General features: G+C 61.9%; 29 protein-coding genes and 3 tRNA genes. 19 read left to right on the top strand and 13 right to left on the bottom strand.

Annotation, left to right across the window (positions count from 1 at the left end; all coding sequences use genetic code 11):
• Positions 1-157: GTP-binding protein (locus tag NKJ46_RS24205; protein WP_352668298.1), on the bottom strand; the 157-nt coding region annotated here is incomplete at its 3' end.
• Between the two features lie 271 nt (positions 158-428).
• Here NKJ46_RS24205 and NKJ46_RS24210 point away from each other — a divergent pair.
• The 3 genes from NKJ46_RS24210 (at position 429) to NKJ46_RS24220 (ending at position 2,566) form a co-directional block, all read left to right on the top strand.
• Entirely contained in the window at positions 429-1,316 is an 888-nt protein-coding gene (locus tag NKJ46_RS24210; protein WP_352668177.1) for a DMT family transporter, read from the top strand.
• A gap of 90 nt (positions 1,317-1,406) precedes the next feature.
• Positions 1,407-1,805 carry a GFA family protein gene (locus NKJ46_RS24215; RefSeq protein WP_352668299.1) on the top strand — a complete coding sequence of 133 codons (399 nt, stop codon included), beginning with the start codon at positions 1,407-1,409 and terminating at the stop codon, positions 1,803-1,805.
• A 104-nt stretch (positions 1,806-1,909) separates the two neighbouring features.
• Positions 1,910-2,566, top strand: a complete 657-nt coding sequence (locus NKJ46_RS24220; protein ID WP_352668178.1) for a peptidoglycan recognition protein family protein — start codon at positions 1,910-1,912, stop codon at positions 2,564-2,566.
• 45 nt (positions 2,567-2,611) lie between these two features.
• Here the strand turns inward: NKJ46_RS24220 and NKJ46_RS24225 are convergent, their stop codons facing one another.
• Positions 2,612-2,869, bottom strand: coding sequence for a GlsB/YeaQ/YmgE family stress response membrane protein (locus NKJ46_RS24225; protein WP_023717513.1), 258 nt, complete (start codon positions 2,867-2,869; stop codon positions 2,612-2,614).
• A gap of 159 nt (positions 2,870-3,028) precedes the next feature.
• On the opposite strand from NKJ46_RS24225, the gene NKJ46_RS24230 reads away from it, so the two are divergent.
• Positions 3,029-3,496, top strand: a complete 468-nt coding sequence (locus NKJ46_RS24230) for a YidB family protein (RefSeq protein WP_352492496.1) — start codon at positions 3,029-3,031, stop codon at positions 3,494-3,496.
• Positions 3,497-3,649: 153 nt separating this feature from the next.
• Here the strand turns inward: NKJ46_RS24230 and NKJ46_RS24235 are convergent.
• Together NKJ46_RS24235 and NKJ46_RS24240 are read right to left on the bottom strand one after the other, a co-directional pair.
• Positions 3,650-3,723 (bottom strand) — tRNA-Gly (locus NKJ46_RS24235).
• A gap of 67 nt (positions 3,724-3,790) precedes the next feature.
• Positions 3,791-3,875: transfer RNA gene (locus NKJ46_RS24240), tRNA-Tyr, on the bottom strand.
• Between the two features lie 202 nt (positions 3,876-4,077).
• On the opposite strand from NKJ46_RS24240, the gene NKJ46_RS24245 reads away from it, so the two are divergent.
• Both NKJ46_RS24245 and NKJ46_RS24250 read left to right on the top strand, forming a co-directional pair.
• Positions 4,078-4,935, top strand: a complete 858-nt coding sequence (locus NKJ46_RS24245; protein WP_352668181.1) for a TrmH family RNA methyltransferase — start codon at positions 4,078-4,080, stop codon at positions 4,933-4,935.
• A 10-nt stretch (positions 4,936-4,945) separates the two neighbouring features.
• Positions 4,946-5,257: a hypothetical protein gene (locus NKJ46_RS24250; protein ID WP_352668182.1), complete on the top strand. Its 312-nt coding sequence runs from the start codon at positions 4,946-4,948 to the stop codon at positions 5,255-5,257.
• 12 nt (positions 5,258-5,269) lie between these two features.
• On the opposite strand, the gene NKJ46_RS24255 is transcribed toward NKJ46_RS24250, so the two are convergent.
• From NKJ46_RS24255 to gcl, 3 genes are all read right to left on the bottom strand, one after another.
• The gene (locus tag NKJ46_RS24255) at positions 5,270-6,154 is read right to left on the bottom strand and encodes a 2-hydroxy-3-oxopropionate reductase (protein WP_352668184.1); all 885 of its coding nucleotides are present in this window, start codon (positions 6,152-6,154) and stop codon (positions 5,270-5,272) included.
• Positions 6,155-6,383: 229 nt separating this feature from the next.
• A complete protein-coding gene (hyi, locus tag NKJ46_RS24260; RefSeq protein ID WP_352668187.1) occupies positions 6,384-7,181 on the bottom strand; it encodes a hydroxypyruvate isomerase in 798 nt (265 codons plus the stop codon).
• A gap of 23 nt (positions 7,182-7,204) precedes the next feature.
• On the bottom strand, positions 7,205-8,986 hold the full coding sequence (gene gcl / locus NKJ46_RS24265) for a glyoxylate carboligase (protein ID WP_352668189.1): 1,782 nt from the start codon (positions 8,984-8,986) through the stop codon (positions 7,205-7,207).
• Positions 8,987-9,190: 204 nt separating this feature from the next.
• Between gcl and bhcR the strand changes: the two genes are divergently transcribed.
• Positions 9,191-10,048 (top strand): HTH-type transcriptional regulator BhcR, encoded by an 858-nt coding sequence (bhcR, locus tag NKJ46_RS24270; protein ID WP_352668191.1) that lies wholly within the window; start codon positions 9,191-9,193, stop codon positions 10,046-10,048.
• Between the two features lie 39 nt (positions 10,049-10,087).
• Here bhcR and NKJ46_RS24275 read toward each other — a convergent pair whose 3' ends face one another.
• The 3 genes from NKJ46_RS24275 to NKJ46_RS24285 form a co-directional block, all read right to left on the bottom strand.
• Positions 10,088-10,444 carry a hypothetical protein gene (locus NKJ46_RS24275; RefSeq protein ID WP_352668192.1) on the bottom strand — a complete coding sequence of 119 codons (357 nt, stop codon included), beginning with the start codon at positions 10,442-10,444 and terminating at the stop codon, positions 10,088-10,090.
• Between the two features lie 517 nt (positions 10,445-10,961).
• A complete protein-coding gene (locus tag NKJ46_RS24280) occupies positions 10,962-11,261 on the bottom strand; it encodes a BA14K family protein (RefSeq protein ID WP_352668195.1) in 300 nt (99 codons plus the stop codon).
• A gap of 187 nt (positions 11,262-11,448) precedes the next feature.
• Positions 11,449-11,616 (bottom strand): hypothetical protein, encoded by a 168-nt coding sequence (locus tag NKJ46_RS24285; RefSeq protein WP_352668197.1) that lies wholly within the window; start codon positions 11,614-11,616, stop codon positions 11,449-11,451.
• Between the two features lie 158 nt (positions 11,617-11,774).
• On the opposite strand from NKJ46_RS24285, the gene NKJ46_RS24290 reads away from it, so the two are divergent.
• From NKJ46_RS24290 to NKJ46_RS24305, 4 genes are all read left to right on the top strand, one after another.
• A tRNA-Thr gene (locus tag NKJ46_RS24290) sits at positions 11,775-11,850 on the top strand.
• A gap of 154 nt (positions 11,851-12,004) precedes the next feature.
• On the top strand, positions 12,005-12,244 hold the full coding sequence (locus NKJ46_RS24295; RefSeq protein WP_352668199.1) for a hypothetical protein: 240 nt from the start codon (positions 12,005-12,007) through the stop codon (positions 12,242-12,244).
• Positions 12,245-12,504: 260 nt separating this feature from the next.
• A complete protein-coding gene (locus NKJ46_RS24300; protein WP_084641813.1) occupies positions 12,505-12,702 on the top strand; it encodes a hypothetical protein in 198 nt (65 codons plus the stop codon).
• Positions 12,703-12,837: 135 nt separating this feature from the next.
• Positions 12,838-13,476 carry a cupin domain-containing protein gene (locus NKJ46_RS24305; protein ID WP_352668200.1) on the top strand — a complete coding sequence of 213 codons (639 nt, stop codon included), beginning with the start codon at positions 12,838-12,840 and terminating at the stop codon, positions 13,474-13,476.
• Between the two features lie 64 nt (positions 13,477-13,540).
• On the opposite strand, the gene NKJ46_RS24310 is transcribed toward NKJ46_RS24305, so the two are convergent.
• Positions 13,541-14,107, bottom strand: a complete 567-nt coding sequence (locus NKJ46_RS24310) for a DUF2569 family protein (protein WP_352668203.1) — start codon at positions 14,105-14,107, stop codon at positions 13,541-13,543.
• A 140-nt stretch (positions 14,108-14,247) separates the two neighbouring features.
• Between NKJ46_RS24310 and NKJ46_RS24315 the strand changes: the two genes are divergently transcribed.
• Positions 14,248-14,448 (top strand): DUF2905 domain-containing protein, encoded by a 201-nt coding sequence (locus NKJ46_RS24315; protein WP_023679908.1) that lies wholly within the window; start codon positions 14,248-14,250, stop codon positions 14,446-14,448.
• A 50-nt stretch (positions 14,449-14,498) separates the two neighbouring features.
• Here NKJ46_RS24315 and NKJ46_RS24320 read toward each other — a convergent pair whose 3' ends face one another.
• Positions 14,499-15,113 carry a TetR/AcrR family transcriptional regulator gene (locus tag NKJ46_RS24320; protein ID WP_352668205.1) on the bottom strand — a complete coding sequence of 205 codons (615 nt, stop codon included), beginning with the start codon at positions 15,111-15,113 and terminating at the stop codon, positions 14,499-14,501.
• A 91-nt stretch (positions 15,114-15,204) separates the two neighbouring features.
• Between NKJ46_RS24320 and NKJ46_RS24325 the strand changes: the two genes are divergently transcribed.
• The 7 genes from NKJ46_RS24325 (at position 15,205) to NKJ46_RS24355 (ending at position 22,777) form a co-directional block, all read left to right on the top strand.
• On the top strand, positions 15,205-16,311 hold the full coding sequence (locus NKJ46_RS24325; protein WP_352668206.1) for a polyamine ABC transporter substrate-binding protein: 1,107 nt from the start codon (positions 15,205-15,207) through the stop codon (positions 16,309-16,311).
• Between the two features lie 13 nt (positions 16,312-16,324).
• Positions 16,325-17,167: an ABC transporter permease gene (locus NKJ46_RS24330; protein WP_502903447.1), complete on the top strand. Its 843-nt coding sequence runs from the start codon at positions 16,325-16,327 to the stop codon at positions 17,165-17,167.
• A gap of 2 nt (positions 17,168-17,169) precedes the next feature.
• Positions 17,170-17,952 (top strand): ABC transporter permease, encoded by a 783-nt coding sequence (locus tag NKJ46_RS24335; protein WP_352668208.1) that lies wholly within the window; start codon positions 17,170-17,172, stop codon positions 17,950-17,952.
• Entirely contained in the window at positions 17,949-19,013 is a 1,065-nt protein-coding gene (locus NKJ46_RS24340) for an ABC transporter ATP-binding protein (RefSeq protein ID WP_352668211.1), read from the top strand. The genes NKJ46_RS24335 and NKJ46_RS24340 overlap by 4 nt, the downstream gene beginning before the upstream one ends.
• A gap of 2 nt (positions 19,014-19,015) precedes the next feature.
• Entirely contained in the window at positions 19,016-19,774 is a 759-nt protein-coding gene (locus NKJ46_RS24345; protein ID WP_352668213.1) for an MBL fold metallo-hydrolase, read from the top strand.
• Positions 19,775-20,235: 461 nt separating this feature from the next.
• Positions 20,236-21,009, top strand: a complete 774-nt coding sequence (locus NKJ46_RS24350) for an NAD kinase (protein WP_023679915.1) — start codon at positions 20,236-20,238, stop codon at positions 21,007-21,009.
• Positions 21,010-21,199: 190 nt separating this feature from the next.
• Entirely contained in the window at positions 21,200-22,777 is a 1,578-nt protein-coding gene (locus NKJ46_RS24355; RefSeq protein WP_352668215.1) for a DEAD/DEAH box helicase, read from the top strand.
• A gap of 86 nt (positions 22,778-22,863) precedes the next feature.
• On the opposite strand, the gene NKJ46_RS24360 is transcribed toward NKJ46_RS24355, so the two are convergent.
• Entirely contained in the window at positions 22,864-23,757 is an 894-nt protein-coding gene (locus NKJ46_RS24360) for a LysR family transcriptional regulator (RefSeq protein WP_352668217.1), read from the bottom strand.
• Positions 23,758-23,857 lie beyond the last annotated feature (100 nt).

A 23,857-nucleotide genomic window follows, 5' to 3' on the forward strand; every position in this document is an offset into this window, starting at 1 on the left:
CCTTCTCTTCCGGCGCCGCATCGATCTGGTCGTAGCGCTTGTATTCGCCAAAATACTTGGTGATCGCCGCCGTCAGCGACGTCTTGCCATGGTCGACGTGACCAATCGTGCCAATGTTCACATGAGGCTTAGTGCGCTCGAATTTACCTTTTGCCATAGTCTCTTTCCTTGGACGGCCTGGGGACGGCCTGGACCTTCAGTTCAGTCGAATGCGGGGCGATTAGCGACTAAGGCCGAAAAACACAAGTGCCTTGTCGCCGAGCGCGCCCGCCCGCCCGAACGCTTGTTCCGGTTTCGGAGAATGTGGCGCGGATATAGGAACGAACAAGGGCAAATGGAATGGTTACGGCGGCGGCTGACGGCTTTGACGGATTTACAGCCGGATCTGGCCCATTGCCGCCCTGGCGCGGGTCTGATTTCGTGGGCCGATGCATTTCATCCCGACTGCCATACGAGGCCCGCTGTTCATGGTCGTTTCGACCGGGTCCTACATCGTCAACGACACGATGATGAAGCTCGCAACCGCGGGACTGCCGCCCTATGAGGTGCTGTTCCTGCGCGGCGCTGCGGCAACATTGTGGGGCATTCCGCTGCTGTTCATGCTGGGCTATGGCAAGCAGATTCCGCTGATCCTCGACGCCAAGGTTTTGCGCAGGAACATGCTCGAACTGGGTGCGATCCTTTGCTACGTGGTGGCGCTCGCCAACATGCAGATCGCCGATTCGACCGCGCTCGGGCAGATCACGCCCTTGCTGATGCTGGTCGGCTCCTCGATGCTGTTTGGCGAACGGATCGGCGGGCTACGCCTGGCGCTGATCGGGCTCGGCTTTGTCGGCGCGGTGATGGTGGCACAACCGACAATGCAGGGGATTTCGGTCTACGCCCTGCTGGCGCTAGGCAATGCAGCCCTGTCCGCGGCGCGCGATCTGGCCGGACGCAAGGTCGCCGCCGACGTGCCGGGAATGGTCGTGGCTATTTCCGCGGTGATTGTGGTGCTCGCGGGCGCCGGCGTTGCGCATCTGGTTTCCGAGCAGTGGGTGGTGCCTGAGACCCGTCACCTGCTGCTGATGGGCGGCGCCGGACTGTTCCTGATCTTCGGCCACTTCTTCATCTTCATGGCCTATCGCGTCGGGCCGACCAGCGTGGTAGCGCCGTTCTACTATTGCTTTACCGTCTGGGCGGTGATTTCGGGCCTGGTGGTTTTCCGGCAGCTCCCGAATGCGCTGGCCATCTGCGGCATCCTGCTGGTAGTGGCCAGCGGGTTGACCATCGTCTCGCTCGACGAGCGCAAGCGCCGGTTGACCGTCGTCGCTTGAAACTGAAATCGGCCTGCACAATAGGAGGAGCGCGTGGCAAGCCCGGACAACGAAAGCAACCAGAATGCAAGCAACCGCACGCTCGCCGGAATGTGCCTGTGCGGCGCCGTTCAGTATGCGGTGGCGGACGCGTTCGTCTATGCCGCGAACTGCCACTGCTCGAACTGCCGGCGCACCACCGGCTCGGCCTTCAAGCCATTGGCCGGCATCGAGCGCGACAGGCTGAGCCTGGCGAGCGGCGAGGACAATCTCATGATCTTCGGCGACGAAACCGGCCATAACGCGCACTGCAAGACCTGCGGCTCGTTGCTCTATTCGGTGGTCCGCGACGGTGCCTTCGTGCATGTCGCCATGGGAACCCTCGTCGACGAGCCGACTATCCGGCCGACACAGCACATCTTCGTCGGCTCCAAGGCGAAGTGGTTCACGATCACCGACGATCTGCCGCAATACAGAGAACACGCGGTCGCCGGAGATGCCGGCGAGTAGCTGACCGTTAGAAACGCTCAACCAAATTATCGTTTCGTTTTCGCGTCCGCCGCCAAGGAAACTATGCTGTGCTCAGTCACTGAACTCATGTCGCGGAGATTTCTGTGGCATTGCCGCCCGACTGGTTGCCCAATGTTGCGATGAGGCGCGTCATTTGCCACTGGACGGCCGGCTCGCATTCGGCCGGCGATACCGACAGGGATGCGTATCACATACTGGTCGAGGGGAATGGCCGCCTGGTCAGGGGCCGGCCTTCGATCGCGCTCAATTCGGGCCGGGTAAAACCGGGATATGCCGCGCACACGCTCAACTGCAACGGCGGCTCGATCGGGGTTTCGCTCTGCTGCATGGCCGGGGCGGCGGAAAGGCCGTTCGATGCCGGCCGCTATCCGATGACCAGGGCGCAGTGGGACGCGATGACCGGGGTTGTCGCCGAACTCTGCAAGTACTACCGCATCAAGGTCACGCCCCAAACGGTGTTGTCGCATGCCGAAGTCGAGAGCAATCTCGGCATCGAACTACGCGGAAAATGGGATTTCACCCGGCTGCCCTTCGATCCGACGATCAGCGGCGCAAGCGCCTGTGGCGAGCGGCTGCGCCGCGACGTGACGGCAATGGGCGCGATGCCAAATCTGCCGGTGAGGATTGGGCGCGATGCCGCATGGCAGCGACTGCTCGAGGAATTATGGCCGATCATGGTGAGAGGACTGGAAGCCGGCTTCAACACGCTGATCCGCGAAATCCTCAAAAGGATCAGATAAGCGGTCGGCATTCGGGTGAATGCCGACGCAACTGCCGGACGGCTTCTAGAGTGCCCTCTTGCCGCTGAACTGGTGATAGGCCCACAGGACAACCACCGCACCGACCACGGCTACGATCAGGCTATAGATGTTGAGCCCGGTAACGCCCGACGCGCCAAAGGCGCTGAAGATGAGCCCGCCGACGATAGCCCCGACAATCCCGAGGACGATGTCGAGCACAAGGCCTTGCCCGCTTTTATTGACGATCTTGCTGCCAATGAAGCCGGCGATGACGCCGAGAATAATCCAGCTTAATATTGACATTTTTCCTCTCCGTTCCCCGCACCCGATTACTTCCACATTATTAAGCAAAGCTCAAGCCAACTTGAAAATCATGATTACGGAAAGCTCAAACCGGCTTGAAATTCGCCATGAATGCGTCATTGTCGGCGACGGACGGGCAATTTGACATGGAGATCCACAATGGGACTGTTTGACAATGCCGTTCCCGGCGGCAACGTTGCCAAGCCGCTGATGATCGCGCTCGGCGCACTTTTGGTGGGAAAAATGCTGAGTGGTGGAAGTTCCGCCCAGCCGGAGGCGGCGCAGAGCCCTGCCGCCGTCCCGCCTGATACAACCGCATCCGCCGACGGCGGACTGCTCGGCGGTCTGGGCGGCCTGCTCGACAAACTGAAGGACGCCGGCCACGGCAACGTCGCCAATTCGTGGGTCGGCACCGGTCAGAACCAGCCGATCAACCCCAACGATCTGGGCAGTGCTCTCGGCCCGCAGATCATTCAGGAGATCGCGCAAAGGACGGGTCTGAACCAGCAGGAATTGCTCCAGCAATTGTCCGCGGCCTTGCCCGGGCTTGTCGATCAGCTGACGCCGAACGGGCAAGTGCCGCAGCAGAACCAGCTCGCGTCCATATTCAGCAAATTCGCTAGCTGACGCCTTCCGCGCTGCCTGCGGTTCGGGACAACGATAACACAGATTAAGATGCGCGCCCGTTTGGACGCGCAACCTTGAATTAACGGCAAAGCGCTTCGCTTGGCGCTGCCTGTTTCGGGATCGTGCGCGAGGTGCCCGCGGCTGGGGGAAATCTGGAGCGGGTAGCGGGAATCGAACCCGCATATTCAGCTTGGAAGGCTGCTGCTCTACCACTGAGCTATACCCGCGCCCTTTCAGTCAGCATCGGATCCGCTCCGACGCTCGCTCTGCGTTTCAGGGCTTCCGGGCCGGCAGTGGTGGAGAGGGTTGGATTTGAACCAACGTAGGCATAGCCAACGGATTTACAGTCCGTCCCCTTTAACCACTCGGGCACCTCTCCAGTCTGCCGCCGGAGCCATGCAACGAGGCATCGACGCGTCGCGGCTGCCAAAGCAGCCCTTCCGCGAAGCGCCTTATGGCGGCAGCGCCCAAAACTGTCAACCGCAACAGCCCGGCAAAAAGCGCTGAATTTCGCACCTCGCCTGACATGCAGCTTATGCAGCTGTATCCATGGCCGGACGACACGGCTATAGAAGCCGGCCATGAGCAACGATAACAAATCAAAGACCCCGAAAGACACCCACTACGCCAAGCTGCGCCGCGCGCATCGCGACGAGAAGAGCGGCGGCGCGCCGACGTTCAGGCCGCGCCAGCCAGTGCCGCCCGGCGAGAACCCGGCGGATGGGCTGGTGCGGCTCTACGGGCTGCACACGGCGCGGGCAGCACTCGACAATCCGCGCCGCAAGATCAGGAAGATGCTGGTGACGCGCAACGCTGCCGAGCGACTGGCAATCGCCGATCTCGGCGCTTTGCCCTTCAAGGCAGAACTGGTCGAACCCAGGGACATCGACAAGGTCACCGGCTCGGATGCCGTGCACCAGGGCGTGCTCATCGAGGCCGAGCCGCTGAAACCGAAGCGGCTCGATGCGCTTGGCGACGCCAGGCTGGTGCTGGTGCTCGACCAGATCACCGATCCGCACAATGTCGGCGCGATCCTGCGCTCGGCGGTGGCCTTCGGCGCCGGCGCACTGATCACCACGGCGCGCCACAGCCCGCAGGAATCCGGCGTACTGGCGAAGTCGGCCTCCGGCGCGCTCGAACACATCGATCAGATCGAGGTGAAGAACCTCGCCGACGCGCTGGGCCAGTTGCACGAGGCCGGATTCCAGACGATAGGGCTGGACTCGGACGGGCCGGCGGAGCTCGAAACGAGCTTTGCCGGAGAAAAGATCGCGTTGGTGCTTGGCGCCGAGGGCAAAGGCCTGCGCCAGAAAACGCGCGAAACGGTGACGACGCTCGCCCGCCTCGACATGCCCGGCGCCATCCGCTCGCTCAATGTGTCGAATGCCGCGGCGGTGGCGCTTTATGCGGCCCAAAGGTGGTTCGCGCGCGGCAAATAGGACGCAATGCATGTCATTGGATTTTGCCGTTCTCAATCCAGATGGACATATCGATCGATGCGTATCGGTAGGTCCCTCTGCGCATCATGAAATCGTGTCAATTGCAAACCAAAACGCGTTTGAACTCATACTGAAATTCGAAGATTTCTATGAGGACGCGACTCTTCCGATCGAATCCTTAACTTCCTTGACCAAGCAAGTTGAGGCACTTGGGCGAACTGAAGGAATGTCGGAGGAATCCAAAGATTTTCTGAAACATTTTGCCGATCTCATACGCTATGCGGTCGAACGAAGTCGGCCCATCGAAGCTATTGCAGACTAATTCACCTCACTCTCACCCAACCTCGTGGCCAGCCATCCGCTCCAGTGCCCGCACCAGTGCCGAATGATCCTCCTTGGCGCCGCCATTGGCTGCGCAGGAATTGAACAATTGCTGCGTGGACGAGGTGTTGGGCAGCGCAACACCAAGCGCCTTTGCCCCTTCCAGCGCGAGATTGAGATCCTTCTGGTGCAGCTCGATGCGAAAGCCGGGCGCGAAGCTGCGCTTGATCATGCGCTCGCCGTGCACTTCGAGAATGCGCGAGGCGGCCAGCCCACCCATCAGCGCTTGCCTGACCTTGGCCGGATCGGCGCCGGCTTTTGAAGCAAAGACAAGCGCTTCGGCAACGGCCTCGATGGTTAGCGCGACGACGATCTGATTGGCGACCTTGGTGGTCTGGCCGACGCCGTTCGGTCCGACCAAAGTGATGTTCTTGCCCAGCTTCTCGAAGATGGGCCTGGCGCGTTCGAAGGCCTTTTCCTCACCGCCGACCATGATGGTGAGCGACGCTGCCTTGGCGCCGACCTCACCACCCGACACCGGCGCGTCGAGATAGTCGCAGCCGAGATCGTTGATCTTTTTTGCGAATTCCTTGGTCTCGATCGGCGAGATCGAGCTCATGTCGATGACCAGCTTGCCTCTTGTCAGCCCGGACGCGACGCCGTTCTCGCCGAACAGCACATCGGCCACCTGCGGCGTGTCGGGAACCATGGTGATGACGATGTCGGCCGTTTTCGCGACGGCGCTGTGGCCGGTGATGGTCTTCAGACCCCTTTCGACGAGATCGGCCGGCGGTTTCGAGCGGTGGTCGCTGGCGAAGACGGTGTAGCCCGCGTCTAGCAGATGCCCCGCCATCGGCGCGCCCATGATGCCGAGGCCGATGAAGCCGATGGTTTCCATTTTGGTTCTCCGTTTCTTGTTAAGGCGGCGTTCCTGCGCGCGCCCCTCTGGCCTGCCGGCCATCTCCCCCACAAGGAGGGAGATTGGATGTCACCGCCGCTTTCGCCAATTTTCGAGGTCAGGAAAGTTTAAGGGCCGGCGCGGGAACTGCCGATCTCCCCACTCGTGGGGGAGATGGCCGGCAGGCCAGAGGGGGGCGCGCAGGAACGCGACGTGCGATACGTAGCGTCTACGCCGCCGCACTCCCCTGCCCAGCCAGCTCCCGAAACCACCCGAGCCCGGCTTCTGTTCCGCCCTTCGGCTTGTATTCCGCCCCGACCCAGCCGGAATAGCCGATGCGGTCGATGTGGCTGTACAGGAAGGGAAAATTGATCTCGCCCGTCCCCGGCTCATGACGGCCGGGATTGTCCGCAAGCTGGATATGCGCGATGCGGTTGAGGTTTGCCTCAATGGTACGGGCGAGATCCCCCTCCATGATCTGCATGTGATAGATGTCGTATTGCAGGAACAGGTTCTTCGAGCCGACGCGGTCGATCAGCCCCAGGGCCTGATCCGAGTAATTCAGGAAGAAGCCCGGAATGTCGCGGGTGTTGATCGGCTCGATCAGCAGCCGGATGCCGGCCTGCTCCAGCTTTTCGGCCGCGAAAGCCAGATTTTCGGCGAAGACGTCTTCCAGCACGGAGCGATCGACGCCCTGCGGCGCGATGCCGGCGAGGCAATTGACCTGTTCGCAACCCAGCGCGTGCGCATAGGTGACGACCTTGGCAATGCCTTGCCGGAACTCCGGCACGCGGTCCGGCAGGATCGCAATGCCGCGCTCGCCCTTGGCCCAGTCGCCGGCAGGCAGGTTGAACAGGACCTGCGTCAGCCCGTTCTTCTTCAACCTGGCCGCGACGACATCCGGGGCATGGTCATAAGGGCCGATATACTCGACGCCCTTGAAGCCGGCGCGGGCAGCGGCATCGAACCGGTCGAGAAAGTCATGCTCGGGAAAGAGCATCGAAAGATTGGCTGAAAACCGTGGCATGGCAGTAGTTCCTCATAAACGGCTTAATCGAGCATGACGATTGCCGTGGGGGCATCTTCGTGGTGTTCGGCAAGCTCCTCGAATTCGGTGATCTTGTCGATTTCGGTACCCATCGAAACATTGGTGACGCGCTCGAGGATGAATTCAAGCACGACCGGAACTTGGTGCTCGTTCATCAGCCGCTGCGCCTCCTCGAAGGCACCGGCGAATTCCTCCGGCCGGCGCACCCTGACCGCCTTGCAGCCCATCGCCTCGGCAACGGCGACGTGGTCGACGCCGTAGCCCGCCTCAGGCTCGTCTTTCCGGTTGACGTTCTCGAAGGCCAGGCTGACTTCGAAATCCATCGAAAAGCCGCGCTGCGCCTGGCGGATAAGCCCAAGATAGGCGTTGTTCACCACGACATGGATATAGGGCAATTTGTGCTGAGCGCCGGCCGCCAGCTCCTCGATCATGAACTGGAAATCATAGTCGCCGGACAGCGCGACAATGGGGCGGTCCGGATCGGCGGCGCGAACGCCGAGGGCTGCCGGCAACGTCCAGCCGAGCGGCCCGGCCTGGCCACAATTGATCCAGTTGCGCGGCTTATAGACATGCAGGAACTGCGCCCCGGCGATCTGCGACAGGCCGATCGTGGTGACATAGGTGGTGTCGCGGCCGAACGCCTTGTTCATCTCCTCGTAGACGCGCTGCGGCTTCAGCGGCACCTGGTCGAAATGGGTCTTGCGCTTCATTGTCTTCTTGCGCTGCCGGCATTCGCCGGCCCAGCCCGACCAGTCGCGCAATTTTCCGGCCGTCCTCCATTCGGTCGCGACGTCGAGCAGCATTTTAAGTGCTGCACCGGCATCCGAGACGACGCCAAGGTCCGGTGCGAAGACCCGGCCGATCTGCGTCGGCTCGATATCGACGTGGATGAACTTCTTGCCCTTGGTGTAGACGTCGACCGAACCGGTGTGGCGGTTGGCCCAGCGGTTGCCGATGCCGAAAACGAAATCGGCTTTGAGCATCGTCGCATTGCCATAGCGGTGCGAGGTCTGCAGCCCGCACATGCCTGCCATCAGGCGGTGGTCGTCGGGGATCGCGCCCCAGCCCATCAGCGTCGGAATGACAGGCACGCCGGTGACCTCGGCGAACTCGATCAGCAGATCGGACGCATCGGCGTTGATGATACCGCCGCCGGCGACGATGACAGGCTTTTCCGCCGCGTTCAGCATCGTCAACGCCTTCTCGGCCTGGGCGCGCGACAATGCCGGCTTGAACGGCACCAGCGGCTCGTAGGCATCGATGTCGAACTCGATCTCGGCCATTTGCACATCGACCGGCAGATCGATCAGCACCGGCCCCGGCCGCGATGAGCGCATCAGGTGAAACGCCTTCTGCAGCGTCATCGGCACCAGATAGGGTTCCATGACGGTGACCGCCCATTTGGCGACGGGTGCGGCGATCGCCGCAATGTCGACGGCCTGAAAATCCTCCTTGTTGAGACGCGCGCGCGGCGCCTGCCCGGTAATGCAGAGGATGGGAATTGAATCGGCGGCGGCCGAATAGAGGCCGGTGATCATGTCGGTGCCGGCGGGACCCGAAGTGCCGATGCACAGACCGATATTGCCCGATCTGGCGCGGGTAAACCCTTCGGCCATATGCGAGGCCGCCTCGACGTGACGCGCAAGGATGTGGCGGATACTGCCCCTCGCCTTCAGTGCCGAATAGAGCGGGTTGATCGCAGCACCTGGCACGCCGAAGGCACAGGAGATGCCTTCCTTTTCGAGAACGAGAACCGCTGCGTCGACTGCGCGCATCCTGGCCATGCCAGCCTCCACGAGATGTGTTGATGGCTGATAATGCCAGCGCGCCAATGATGTTTCAATTTTTTCAGAATATTTTTTCATTTCTAGAAAACAGCTACTATAATTTGAATTGATTGATTTTTTTGTTTTCCACGAATTCGCTCCGCAAATCGGTGAAAAACTTTTTCATTGCCTGTTGGGGCGAACAGGGCGAAGAATGGCCCGATGGAAAGCACCGAAAAACGTCAGCGCGGCCGCCCGCGCGCCTTCAACGGGCCGTCCGAGGCCGCCTCGGTGCAGTCGCTGGACCGGGCGCTGCGCATCCTGGCAATCGTCGCCGATGGCAGCGGCCTGTCGCTGAGCGAGATCGCCGCCAGTTCCGGTCTGCCGGCATCCACCGCCTACCGCATGCTGACGACGCTGGAGAACCATGGCATGGTCGAGTTCGACGGCACCGACCAGCTGTGGTCGATCGGCGTCGAGACCTACCGCATGGGCGCGGCGTTCCTGCGCCGCCGCAAGCTGGTCGACCGCGCCCGAATCGTCATGCAGGAATTGATGGAGAAGACCGGCGAGACGGCCAATCTCGGCGTCGCCGAGGACGATTGCGTCGTCTTCGTCAGCCAGGTCGAGACGCACCAGGCGATCCGCGCCTTCTTCCGGCCGGGCACGCGCAGCTCCTTCCATGCCTCGGGCATCGGCAAGGCAGTGCTGGCGCATCTCGAGCCGGAGCGCGTCGCCACCATCCTGCGCCGGGCCGGGTTGGAGCGCTTCACTGAAAACACGCTGTCCGACATCTCGGCGCTCGCCCGCGACCTGGTGACGATCAAATTGCGCGGCTGGTCGGTCGACGACGAGGAGCGGCATCCGGGCATGCGCTGCGTCGCCGCCGCCATCTTCAACGAATTCGGCGAGCCGATCGGCGGCGTTTCGGTCTCCGGGCCGACGGTGCGGGTCACGCCGGAACGGCTGGCCGAGATCGGCCCGCTGGTGCGCGATGCAGCAGCGGAGGTGACGAGGATGATCGGCGGCCTGCCGACCCCTCCCGGCCTTGGCAGCGAACCGAGCGCATGGCAGCGCTGACCAGCGCCGATGGTGCGACATCTGCCAGGATGGCCAGAGCTAGGCCCCGGGCACCGCGCTCTTGGTCGACAGGTCGTAGAAATCAAGCAGCATCGCCAGCCCAACTCCGCAGGCGGTGAAGATGAGGCCGGCAATGAAGATACGATTGGCGCGCTCATAAACGCGCCGTTGTAGAGACGTTAAGTCGAGCAGCAACCGCAGCGCTCGTATCTGCAGGGCAATGCCGATCAAAATCGGCACGACTGCGGCCAGGTGATAGATTTCCCATGGTATCGGGTTGGCGGCCCAATGCGTGATGAAGCCCAACGAGAACGCCAGCAGGATGCCGACGGTGGTGATTGTGCCGTTGCGGAAAACCGTCTCGATCGGCTGTTCGTTCGGATCGTGCTCGCCCAAGCGCCCTCTCCCTATTTCGGCTTGGCAGTAGATTGCCGTTCGGCCTGTAGATTAGGGTGCTGCGAAACCCCTGTACATCGGCAAGAGCCGAACGGCGGGATAAGGCAGTCTTCGGTGTTGGCGGTTGGCGAAAGCCGTGCGGCAATCCAATCTCCCCCCTTGCGGGGGAGATGTCCGGCAGGACAGAGGGGGGTGGGAAGGATCGCCGGCTTCGATGTTTAGCCACTCCAACTGGAATTGGCGTAGGGCTTGATTGTCATCTATTGACAGGTAGTGCGGGACAGCACCCCCCTCTGCCCTGCCGGGCATCTCCCCCGCAAGGGGGGAGATTGGCAGTTTCATCGACGGCGCCCAATTCGAAAATGATGCGCTATGCCGACGGTGGCGGTCGACCATTCGAATAGGAGCCCAGACACACAGAAAAAGCGGCAGTGGGGTGCCCCTTCTTCCGGTTGCCTGAAACGGTCACCTCCTCTCAAAGCTGGCATAGTGGCTCTCAAAGCTGGCATAGTGGCTCTCAAAGCCGGCAGCGATGGCGATAGCCGTCGTGGCCGACATAGGTGTCCGAGTACGGGTCGTAGCTCTGGTAGCGATTGAGGCAGCGCCGGACGTGCCAGGAGTCGCCGTCTTCCTCGATATAGACAGTGCGCGGCTGGGCCAGCGCGCTGCCGAGCAGGAAGCCGCCGACACCTGCGGCAATGCCGATGCCGAGGTGCTTGTGCTTGTGATGGGCGGCCGACGGCTGAACGGTGCCGACCAGCATGGCGGCGGCGACAGTGGTGGCGACGAGGCCGGAAACGATGGGGCGATTGAACATGACGATCTCCTTGTTGTGGGAGGCGATCCAACCGCCTCTTGACCATCAGTCGTCCCGACAAGGAAAAAGGTTCGAAGATCTTTTTTGATTTTTTCTCGACGGGGGAAATCGGCCGGTCCGGTGCTGTCAGCCGCGCGACCATGAACGGTCGCGCCGTTCGACAGTTCACCGGAACAATCGGCAGGCCTCAGCCCATCCCGGTGATATGGCGAAGCCAGAAGGCGAGCGCGATAAAGCCGATGATGGTGGTGACGCCGGTCCAGTCGATATTGGCGCGCTTCAGATCCTTGATAAGCTTCACCAGGAGAACCCAGGCCACGATGACGAGCGGGAGAATGATGACAAACCTGATCATGCGACAGCCTCGCTGATGCGATTGCACCTTCGATCAATATAGGGAGCGAATTGGCCGTTTTCAGGACGCCCTAGCGGCAGAACCGGCGCGTTCGCCGGGAACCGAAAAACGGAGTTTTGTCTTTACTGGCGCAGCAAATATGCTAACCGGAGCGCCGTGCCCTTGTAGCTCAGCTGGTAGAGCAGCGGTTTTGTAAACCGAAGGTCGGCGGTTCGATCCCGTCCGGGGGCACCAGTACCGGGCTTCTTGAGACCTCTGGGGCGCTTGATATCTGCTCATCCCCGATATCCACAGGCCGGGGCCGTCAGGATCGGTAGCACATCAGCTTCAACACATATATTCCCTGGCGGAAACCATAGTTCCCTAGCGGAAAACCTAGGAGTCTTCGTTGGAGCAGAAACGCACGACCGCCCCCTTCATCAACGGAATGTTTGGTGGCCTTGTCGTCTTCGCCTTCGCGCTTGGTTTCCGTTTCCTGATAAGTCCCGATCCCGATCCAGCATCAAGAGCAACGACAAGCCTTTCCGTACTGGCCTTTGCGATTTGTTTCGGCGCGGCATTCCTTCGCGAGCATCGACGCCAGATTGCCGCCGCCAGAGAATTCTTAAGCCGCCCAAGAACCAATTAGGCTCGCGCGTTCCGTCCCCGTCGGGGAACCACAAACTTTGCCTGAAATTGCCGGCTTAATCTGACACCGGATTGCGCTTTGGCATCTCATACCAGGAGACGCCGAACCTATTCGTGTCTCGCCCTTACAGTGCCAGCATTTCGGCCCTCCCCGGGCCATTTAACAGCATTCGATTCAATTGCTTCTGTGTATATTAGCACTCGCTCAATTAAGCGCGCCGACAATGTCCGTGCGGCGGGCCAAAACCAACGGGTGTTGTCATGCGAAGTGATTTCGCCGCGGCGCGCGAGCTTTTGGAGTGCGCACAAAACCGCCTCTGCGGCGCGGATGAAACGAGCCGACGCGTCAACGAGGCCCTCGACGCGCTGATTGAAGAAATAGCCATCGCGGAATTCCGCAAGGCGCCACTGACGGTCGTGCCGTTTCCGCGGGCGCGGCCGCCCAAGCATGTTCGGTAGAGCGTCGGTCGCCCGCGTTGACGAAGAGCCGGCAACTGGTGTTTCCGCAATCGCCCGTTCGAGCGTCGTTGAACGACCAAGCCTTTGACGATAGAGTTGCCGGGCAGTGGTGCTCGGAAACTCCGGAGCCGTTCCATGTCACGCTGTGGAGATGTCTACGAGAACAAGGTGACTGGCGAATATGCAGTCATCCTGCGTGGCACCGAAGACCGCGGCCAGGGACCTGGCATCGCTCATCTGACCGCCCGGCCGGGAGCCGCCGTGGTGGGCGAGCACTTCCACCCGACCCTGACAGAACGGTTTACCGTCCTGCGTGGCCAACTCGACGCTTGCATCGCAGGGAAGACCTTGTCCCTGGGGCCTGGCCAATCCGCCACGGTCGAAGCAGGCGTCGCACATGATTGGTGGAACAGCAGCAAAACCGAAGAAGCGCATGTGCTGGTCGAAGTCGACCGGGCGCCAGGTGCGGACAATGTCGACCCGAACCGTTTCGAGTTGCTGATCGGCATGCTCTTCGGCCTGGCCAATGCCGGCAAGGTGGACAGAAAAGGCAGACCTTCACCGCTTCAGGCGGCGGTCATTGCCAGGGAATTTGCCGACGTGATCGTCTTCACGCACCCGCCACCTGCGATTCAGCGAGTGGCGCTGGGAATCCTGGCGCCACTCGGCCATCTGCTCGGCTATCGCGCGATCGACCCCGTCTACTGCAAGCCGCACGGGCATGTCACGCCGGCTCCTGAAATCCTCGCTCGAGCAGGCCTAGTAGCCGGGTGATCCGGGTCCACACTGGGCGCCCGGCATTTTTGTCGGCAGCCATACATAGGACTCGCGGCAAGCTCTATGAAGCACTCGCGACCTGACCGGATATCGCGGCCATGTCGAACGTGTTTCTCACCCTGACCGACTTGTAGACGTAGGCGACCCAAATCCCGGTCAGGACAAAAGAAACTACGGGCATTACCAGCGCATCCCCTGCAAGCACCAAGCTCACAGGAGCACTCATAACCGCTGAGGTCCACGCCGCGTCCAGAATAAACACGATTGGTATTGCAAACCACTGACACAGGAATAGCTGCTTGAAGCGGGAACTCCGCCGAAGCATTGCCACGAACACAATCACCTGAAGCACCAGAAACGCCAGCAACAGGGCAACCTCGCCGTAGACCGCCAAGGTGCCATTGGGGAGCGTCATTAGCTGTCGATAGCCCTCGCTCGAAGAGAACAGCTCAGCCAGCGTGCGGAAAGGTGCCAAGCACTGTCCAATCGCCAGCAGCATGAGCCAGCCTCCGAAACCTACGAGAGCCGAAGGATCCTGTAATGGCTTTGCGGCTGACCGAACGGCAAAGAAAACAGGCACGCCGATCAGCAGCAGCAGTATAGCCCAATGCCAGATGGAAATCTGCATCCAATCCCTCCCTTGATGCTCTTTTAGGTTGTATCAGATTTCAACCTCAACTCAAGAGGCAACATCGAAAGGAAGCGCTGCTTGCAAGACCCGTCAACACCATATTTCTGGCACGATGCTATTTCCGGCAGGATGCTGCCATGTCGCGAACTCTGATCGTCGTTGGCCTCAGCATAGTCGCCATAGGCCTGCTGTGGCCTTGGTTGGCCCGGACCGGCCTTGGCAGGCTGCCCGGCGATATCGTGATCGAGCGTGAGAACTTCAGGCTTTATGTCCCCATCACCACGGGGATACTGGTCAGCATCGTGCTCTCGGCCATTCTATGGCTGATCAACCGTTAGGCGATGCTCCGGGCGATTTGTGTTGCAGGCCCTACTCGCTCTTGATCTTCTTACACTCCGATCGCTGCCACCAATATCCGGTTCTGCCTCCGTATCGCCGTGCGCAACTCTGCAATCCTCGCCTCCTCGCGCTTCACGAATTCGATGAACATCATGTTCATGTTGTTGAAGATGAGTTCGCCGAGCGCCGGCCCGTCGATGTCGCGGCGCACCAGGCCGAGCGCCTGTAGCCTGGTGATCAGCGCACGGATCTGCTCGGTCAGTGCGCTGTCGAGCGCGGTGTAGGCCTGGCCGAACGGGCTGTCCGGCAATTGCGTCGAGATCGCCATCGCCTGCCGCCACATCTCCTTGCTGAGATAATGCAGCGAGTGCTCGATATAGATGCCGAGCAGCGTGTCCAGCGCGTCGCCGACATTTGCCGGCGGGTTGGCCACCACTCCGCGCCCGGCATTGAGCACCTCGTTGACCTCCATCGAAACGATCGCGCCGAGGATGTCGCCTTTGTTCTGGTAGTAGTTATAGATGGTGCCGACCGAGACTTCGGCCTGCGCGGCGATGGTTTCGATCTTGGCGCCTTCATAACCGGCATCGCGGAAAAGCGCCGCCGCCGCCTCGATGATGCGGCGGTGCCGATCCGCCTTCTGCCTTGCCCGCAATCCGCTCATAGCGGCTGTTTGCCACAAAAACAGAATTGACTCAATTTTAGAATTGGTTCAATTTTTTGCTACACGCCAAAAAGGCAAGGGAGAACACTCGATGTCCGTCAATCCAAAGACCCCCAACCCAACCGTCAGGAATCCGCTTTCCGTTCTGAAGAGCCATCTCCAGGGCGCGTGTGCCGCGGCAGCCCTGCTGCTGGCGGCGGGCAGCCTCGCTCAGGCGCAGGACCTCAACGCGCTGATCTGGTGCGATCACGCCGATCCGGCACTGTTGCAGCCGTTCGAGGAGGCGAACGGCGTCAAGGTCAATGTCAAGGAATTCGAAGGCACCGGCGCTGGCCTGGCCATCGTCGAACAGTCGCAGCCCGGCGACTGGGATGTGATGGTGATCGACAGCATCGACGTGCCGCGCGGTGTCGAAAAAGGCCTGTTCGAACCGCTGCCGGAAGACAAGCTGCCGCTGTCCGACCTCTTCCCGCAGGTGAAGATGGATAGCTCTACCGTGGTCGACGGCAAGCGTTACGGCATCACCGAAAAGTTCGGCTACAACACGATCGGCTACAACAAGACCAAGGTCGACCCGGCCGACATGCAGTCGATGGCTGCGCTGACCGGCGACAAATACAAGGGCAAGATCGCCATCTACGATTATTACCTGCCGGTCATCGGCATGGCCGCACTGGCGATCGGCAAGAAGACGGCGGAACTGACCGAAGCCGACCTTCCCGCCATCAAGGAAGAGCTGCTCAAAATGAAGGCCAACGCCAAGCTGGTCGGCGAAGTGACCGCCAGCCAGACGGCGCTGGCGACCGGCGAGGTCGATATACTGGTCGGCGGCGGCGAATGGGTGACGGCGGGGCTGGCCAAGGAAAACCCGGCGCTGGACTTCTCTATCCCGAAAGAAGGCGCCGTGCTGTGGTCGCAGTCGCTGGCAATGTTCAAGGATTCCAAGAACAAGGAGTTGGCGCTTAAATTCATCCAGTACATTATGAGCCCCGAAGGCCAGGCGCGGCTCGCGACCTCGTCCTGCTATTGGGGCATGCCGGCCAACGCCAAGGCGGCGTTGAGCGACGAGCAGAAGAAGATCCTGCGCTTTGACGAGCAGCCGGAGTTCCTCGCCCGCGCCCAGTCCTATCCGGCGCCGAACGCCGATCTCGACAAGAAGATGCAGGACGTCTGGACCGAAATGCTGCAGGCGCAATGACTGGCTGCCGGCCGTGAACGCCGTCAACAGCGGGCGTGCCCTGCCCTGGGCGCTGGTCACGCCGGCGCTCGGCTGGACGTTGCTGTTCTTCGTGCTGCCCTTCGTCGCCATGGCCGTATCCAGCCTGACGGCGCATGAAGGCGGCGGCTTCACGCTGTCCAACTACAGCCAGTTCTTTGCCAATCCATCTTACTGGCAGGCGATGGTGAACTCGCTGCAGGTCACCGCCATCGTTACTCTGATTTCGGTGCTGCTCGCCTATCCCTTTGCCTGGATTCTGGCCGAACAGGTGCCGGAGCGCTGGCAGCGGCTGGCGCTGATGCTGGCGGTGCTGCCGTTCTGGACCTCCTATGTCGTGCGCTCCTATTCGTGGCTGCTGGTGCTGGCGCAGAACGGCGTCGTCAACCGCGCGCTGACCGGCTCTGGCCTGTTCGGCGAACCGCTGCAGCTCGCCAATACGCGGCTAGCGACCGTCACCGGCTTCGTGCATTTCTTCGTCATGCTGCTGACGCTGACGATCTTCGCCAATCTGAAGCAGCTCAGCCCAAGCTACCGCAAGGCCGCCGCCGACCTCGGCGCCGGGCCGGTGCGCACATTCCTGCATGTCGTTCTGCCGCTGACGCTGCCCGGCATCATGGTCGGCGCCTTCCTCACCTTTGTGCTGTGCATCGGCGACTACATCACGCCGCAGATCCTCGGCGGCAACAACGAGCTGTTGATGCCGCAACTCGTCATGATGCAGATCGGCCGGCGCGGCGACTTTCCGCTCGCCTCGGCGCTGTCGATCATCCTGATGGCGGTGGTCACCATCGCCTATCTCGCCTGCGCCCGCTGGCTGAAGATCGAACGGGCCTGACCATGCGCGCGCTCATCCGCACTGTCTCGAGTCTCTATGCCCTCGCCATCTATGGCTTCATCTTCCTGCCGGTGGTGGTGCTGGTGCTGTTTTCGCTGCAGGCAACGTCGTTTCCGATCCCGCCCTTCACCGGGCCGTCGCTGCTCTGGTACGAGGCCGTGCTCGCCGACACGCGGCTGACTTCGGCGCTGGTCAATTCGCTGCTGGTGGCGGTCGTCTCGTCGGCTGCCGCCGTTACGCTCGGCTTCCTCTCCGCCTGGGGTTTTGCGCGCTTCGCCTTGCCGGGCTCGGGCCTGATGCGCGGGCTGATCACGCTGCCCTTGACCGTCAGCTATCTCATCATCGGCATGGGGCTGCTGGTGCTGTTCAATTGGGCCGGCGTGCCGAAGTCGCTCACTGCCGCCGGCATCGGTCATGTGGTGATCAATCTGCCGCTCTGCTTTGCCATCGTCTACAGCCAGATGGGCGACCATCAGATCAATATCGAGCGCGCGGCGCGCGACCTCGGCGCGCCCGAATGGAAGGTGCTGCTTTTGATCACGGTGCCTGTCATGGCGCCGGCCATCTTCGCCGGCTTCTTCCTGTCGATGACCTTCTCCTGGGACGAATTCGTCATCTCGTTCCTGTTGACGCGCTTCGACACGACGCTGCCGGTCGAGATCTGGAACCTGCTGCGCTCCGGTCTCAATCCCAAGACCAACGCCGTCGGCTCGCTGGTCTTCGCCGTTTCCATCGTACTGGTGGTATTGTTCGAGCTGATGCTGTTGCGGAGGAAGCCGGCATGAGTGCGCCACTGGTCGATATAAGCTCTGTCTCGCATCGCTTCGGCCAGCACACCGTGCTGAAGAACGTCTCGCTGACGATCGAGCCTGGCAGCTACACGATCCTGCTCGGGCCGTCCGGCTCCGGCAAGACGACGCTGCTGTCCATCCTCGGCGGCTTCGTCACGCCGAGCGAAGGCAAGGTGCTGATCCGCGGCGAGGACTGCACCGCCGTGCCGCCGGCGAAGCGGCCGACGACGACCGTGTTCCAGGACTATGCGCTGTTCCCGCATATGAGCGTCGGCAGCAATGTCGGCTTCGGCCTGCGCATGCAGGGCGTCGATGGCGCAACCCGCGCAGCGAGAGCGCGCGAGGCGCTGGCGCTGGTTGGCCTCGCCACCGCCTTCGACAAGAAGCCGCACCAGCTTTCAGGCGGTCAGCGGCAGCGCGTGGCACTGGCGCGCGCCCTGGTGGTCGAGCCGGCGGTGCTGTTGCTCGACGAGCCGCTCGGCGCGCTCGACCTGAAATTGCGCCGGCAGATGCAGGACGAATTGAAGGCGATCCAGAAAAGAGTCGGCACCGCTTTCATCCACGTCACCCACGACCAGGAAGAGGCGATGGCGCTGGCCGACCATTGCGTGGTGATGAATGACGGGCGCATCGAGGACGAAGGACCGCCCGAGCGCGTCTATGCACGGCCGGCGACGCGCTTTTCCGCGACTTTCATGGGCGAAAGCACGCTGATATCGGGAACGGTGACCGAGGCGAAGAGCGGCAAGATCACCGTCACCACGAAGCTTGGGCCGCTCTCGCTGGCCGGCACATTGCCGGTCGGCTCGACCGTTGCGCTGGCCATCCGGCCTGAGCACCTTGTCCTCGGCACGGCCGGGGGCGCCGTGGCGCTTGGCATGGCCAAGGTCAGCGACGTCGTCTTTCAGGGCAGCTTCAAGCGTGTGCTGGGGACCTCCGCGGCCGACCCGGCGCTGCACTTCATCGCCAAGGTTCCCGCCGTATCGGCCGTCCAGCCGGGCGACGTGGTCGCGGTATCGTGCGATGCTGGCGACATCATCCTGCTTGCGGACTGAACATGAGCGCGCTTCCAACCATCGACGCTCCTAACTGGTACGAAACCATCCGTATGGGCGATGGCGTGACGCTGATCCACGAGCCGTGGATCAAGCCATTCTTCCGCTGCAACATCTGGCACGTGCGCGGCCGCGACCGCGATCTGCTGTTCGACACCGGCCTCGGCCATTTCAGCCTGCGGCGCCACGTGCCGCTGGTCACGGAGCGCAAGCTCACCTGCGTGGCCAGCCACACGCATTTCGACCATATCGGCTGCCATCACGAATTTCCCGACCGCTGCGTGCACCCGGCCGAGGCCGAGATCCTCGCCGATCCGCGCAATGAGTGGACGGTCGCCGACCGCTATGCCACCGACGCAATGTTCGACGGCATGCCGCAAGGCTGGGATACGGCACGCTATCGGATCCTGCCCGCACCAGCCGGCCGCTTGCTCGAGCAAGGCGATATCCTCGATCTCGGCGACCGTGCCTTCGAGGTCATCCACACGCCCGGCCATTCACCCGGCGGCATTGCGCTCTACGAAAACAGGACGGGCATCCTGTTTTCCGGCGACATCATCTATGACGGCCCGCTGATCGACGACGTCTATCACTCCGATATCGACGACTATGTCGCATCGCTGCTGCGCATGCGCGATCTCGAGGTCTCGGTCGTGCACGGCGGCCATTTCCCGAGCTTCGGCAAAGTCCGCTATCGCCAGCTTGTCGACGAGTATCTCGCGCAAAAGCGCCAAGCCGGCTGCCATCTGCTCGCCCGATAAGGACCAGCGTTACAGCGTCAAAGCGCCCTTTGCGGACAGGGTGTCCCCGCCGCGTCGCCGCAGCGTGATGCCGTGGGCTCGGGTCTAAAACTCTTTTCCTCCGACTGGCGCACCAGTTCCGCGAAAGCCAGGGCAAAACTTGCCAGCATCAGGAATACGATAATCAAGCGTGCCAGCGGCAATAGATCGGCCTCGACTGGTTAGCCCCCACGCCGCCCGTCCGCTGCCGGCTAACATGATCGATCCGGCTTTACGAGAGTTTAAGGCGGGTCTTAACCATCACATCATTTTGTCCTCCGACATGATGCGCGAGTGCGGCTTGTTTGGCGGCCAACTCAAGGCACCTCCCTCCCTTTGCAGAAATGCCCACCCATGCTAACCCGGCGCTGGCGCGGCCCAGCAACCGGTCGCCGCCAATCGGTCGCCAAACGGTCATCGCCAATCGGTTGTCGTTGAGAGCCATGAGCAAAACCGCCAGCCGTTTCGCCTTCGTCTCATCCGGTACAGCCGACGCCAATGCGGCGCTGGAAAGCCTTTCGGCACGTTACGGCCAGGCATCCGTCGAAGAAGCCGGGATCGTCGTGGCGCTCGGCGGCGACGGCTTTTTGCTGCAGACCTTGCGCGAGACGATGAGCACGGGAAAGAAGGTCTACGGCATGAACCGTGGCACCATCGGTTTCCTGATGAACGAATACCGCGCCAGCGGCTTGACCGGGCGCATTGCGGCGGCCGTTGCCGAAACGATCCGTCCGCTGGAGATGCAGGCGGTGACGGCGGAGGGCGAGACGATTTCGGCGCTGGCGATCAACGAGGTCGCGCTTTGGCGCCAGTCCTACCAGACCGCCAAGATCCGCATCACCGTGGATGGGCAAGAGCGGCTGGAGGAATTGCACTGCGACGGCGTGATGATTGCGACGCCGGCCGGCTCGACCGCGTATAATCTGTCGGCGCACGGGCCGATCCTGCCGCTCGACGCTCCGCTGCTGGCGCTGACCCCGGTCAGCCCGTTTCGTCCGCGCCGCTGGCGCGGCGCGCTGCTGTCCAACAAGGCGATCGTGCGTTTCGACATTCTGGAGCCGGAAAAGCGGCCGGTAAACGCCGCCGCCGACCACACCGAGGTCAAGGCGGTGACCACGGTCACGGTGAGGGAATCGCCGACGGCAACGGCGACGCTGCTGTTCGATCCCAACCATTCGTGGAACGAGCGCATTCTCGCCGAACAGTTCAGGTATTGAGCCGGCGCAGCAGCCACTGCGCAAATTAAGCATCGCGATTAACGCTACGACTTCACAATCGCGCCAATGCCGCCCGTTTGTGTTGACAAATCGTGGGCTTGCGCCTACCTGCAATACCAATCTTGCAGGCGCGCGGCGCTTGCCGCGACTGCTTATGTTGCGCCCCCGAACCAGCCAAAGACAGCCAAACTTGTCCTCAGACACCCAGATCGCTCAAGAAGCGTTGACCTTCGCAGACCTCGGCCTGTCGCCGAAGGTCCTTTCCGCAGTTACCGATGCCGGCTACACCGAGCCGACGCCGATCCAGGCTGGTGCTATCCCGCACGCCTTGCTCGGCAAGGACGTGCTGGGCATTGCCCAGACCGGCACCGGCAAGACGGCGTCCTTCGTCCTGCCCATGCTCACCCGGCTGGAAAAGGGCCGCGCCCGCGCCCGCATGCCGCGCACGCTGATCCTCGAGCCAACGCGCGAGCTCGCCGCGCAGGTCGAGGAAAACTTCGTCAAATACGGCAAGAACCACAAGCTCAACATCGCGCTGCTGATCGGCGGCGTGTCCTTCGACGAGCAGGACAAGAAGCTCGAGCGCGGCGCCGACGTGCTGATTGCGACCCCCGGCCGTCTGCTCGACCATCGCGAGCGCGGCAAGCTCCTGCTCAACGGCGTCGAGATCCTCGTCATCGACGAGGCCGACCGCATGCTCGACATGGGCTTCATCCCCGACATCGAGCGTATCTGCGAGATGATCCCGTTCACCAGGCAGACGCTGTTCTTCTCTGCGACGATGCCGCCGGAGATCACCAAGCTCACCGAGAAATTCCTGCACGCGCCGGTGCGCGTCGAAGTGTCGAAGGCAGCATCTGCCGCCACCAACATCATCCAGCGGCTGGTGAAATCCGGGCCAAAGCCCTGGGACAAGCGCGAGACGCTGCGCAATCTGATGAAGGCCGAGGATGCCGAGCTGAAGAACGCCATCATCTTCTGCAACCGCAAGATCGAAGTATCGGAGCTGTTCCGCTCGCTGCTGAAATATGATTTCGACGCCGGCGCTCTGCACGGCGACATGGACCAGCGTGCGCGCATGCAGATGCTGGCCAATTTCCGCGACGGCAAGCTGCGCTACCTCGTTGCTTCGGACGTCGCGGCGCGCGGCCTCGACATTCCCGATGTCAGCCATGTCTTCAATTACGACGTGCCGATCCACGCCGAGGATTACGTCCACCGCATCGGCCGTACCGGCCGCGCCGGACGCTCCGGCAAATCCTTCACCATCGCGACCAAATCGGACACCAAATACATCGACGCCATCGAGCGGCTGATCGGCACCAAGATCGAATGGCACGACGGCGACCTGTCGACGGTCGTCGCCAGCGAGGGCGGCGAGGATGAGGCCCCGCGCCGTGGCCGCGGTGCACCACGCCGCGCCGGCCGAAAGGACGACGCCAAGGACAGGGGCGAACGCAAACCGCGTGAACGCCAGGCCAAACGTGGCGAGGAAACGGCGCCGGAAGCGGTTAGCGAGGAACAGCCGGTCGTGGCCGAAGCCGCCGTCGCCGACATTGGCGAGCGGCGTACCCGCAAGGACGCGATCCGCTCCGAAAACACCGAACGCAAAGCTTCGCCCGATCGCAACGAACGGCGCGCGCCGGAACCCGGCGACACCAGGCCACAGCGCGAGCGCCCTGCCCGCCAGCGTCAGGAAGACAATGACGCAACCGTCGGCTTCGGCGACGACATGCCAGCCTTTATGCGCATCGTCGCCAAGGTCTGAGACGGCGTTCGCGCGTACACCGACGCGCAGTTCCTTCCAGATGACACCCTTCCGTGGCACATTTCCAGGGCTTGCATCGCTTTGCGCTAAAGGTTCTTGAGCTCCAGGCGGGATGCCAGCAGGTCCAGAAAAGCGCGAACTTTGGCCGAGGACGATCTGCCTTCCGGCCACACGGCGTGTATTGGCACCGGCACTGGCTCGAATTCGGTCAGAACCAGTTCCAGGCGGCCATCGTCCACGAGGTGTTTTACCTGCCAAAGCGGCGAGTAGCCCAAACCCAATCCGTGAACCGCGGCCGCATAGATCGATATCATCAAATTCGACCGGAAGGTGCCCGCGACCTTCACCGGCCGGGGCTTACCTTCAATCTGAAACATCCATTCGCCTGGGCGGCCGTCGACGGTTCGTACGATGCATTCATGCTCACGCAATTCGAGCGGATGGGCCGGTCGGCCTTGTTGCTGGAAGTAGGCAGGTGCGCCGAACACCACGCGCCGCAGCGCCCCCAGGCGCTTCGCACGTAAATTGGAATCCGGCAAATTGCCGATCCTTACCGCCAGATCGAGACCCTCGGCATCAAGATCGACAAATTCGTCGGAAAGCTGGAGGTCAACCTCGACCCGGGAATATGTCCGCATATAGTCGGCGATAACCGGCACGAGGAAGTCCGGGCCGAACAGAACCGGGGCACTCACACGCAGGATGCCGGATGGCTCCGACCGTCGATTGGCTGCTTGAAGCCTGGCTTCGTTAATTTCCTCGACGGCGGGTTTGATGCGCTGGAAAAAGACCGCTCCGGCTTCGCTCGGCGTCGAGCGGCGTGTCGTCCTGTGCAGAAGCTCGACCCCGATTGATTCCTCCAATGTCGCCAGGGACCGACTGATCGACTGCAGCGAGCGGTTCAGCCGGCGTGCTGCAGCCGTCAGGCTGCCATGTTCGACAATGGCAATGAAGGCTTCGAAATCATCTATCCGGCTCATCGCCTATTTCTCCCGAAAATCGAGAGAAACTATCGCAAAATCGATGAATTCTAACGAAGTTCGCCAGACTTTATCTTCCCCGCATTGGCCGAAAGGCAGA

The sequence above is a fragment of the Mesorhizobium sp. M0166 genome, from assembly GCF_040322255.1.
GTDB lineage: Bacteria > Pseudomonadota > Alphaproteobacteria > Rhizobiales > Rhizobiaceae > Mesorhizobium.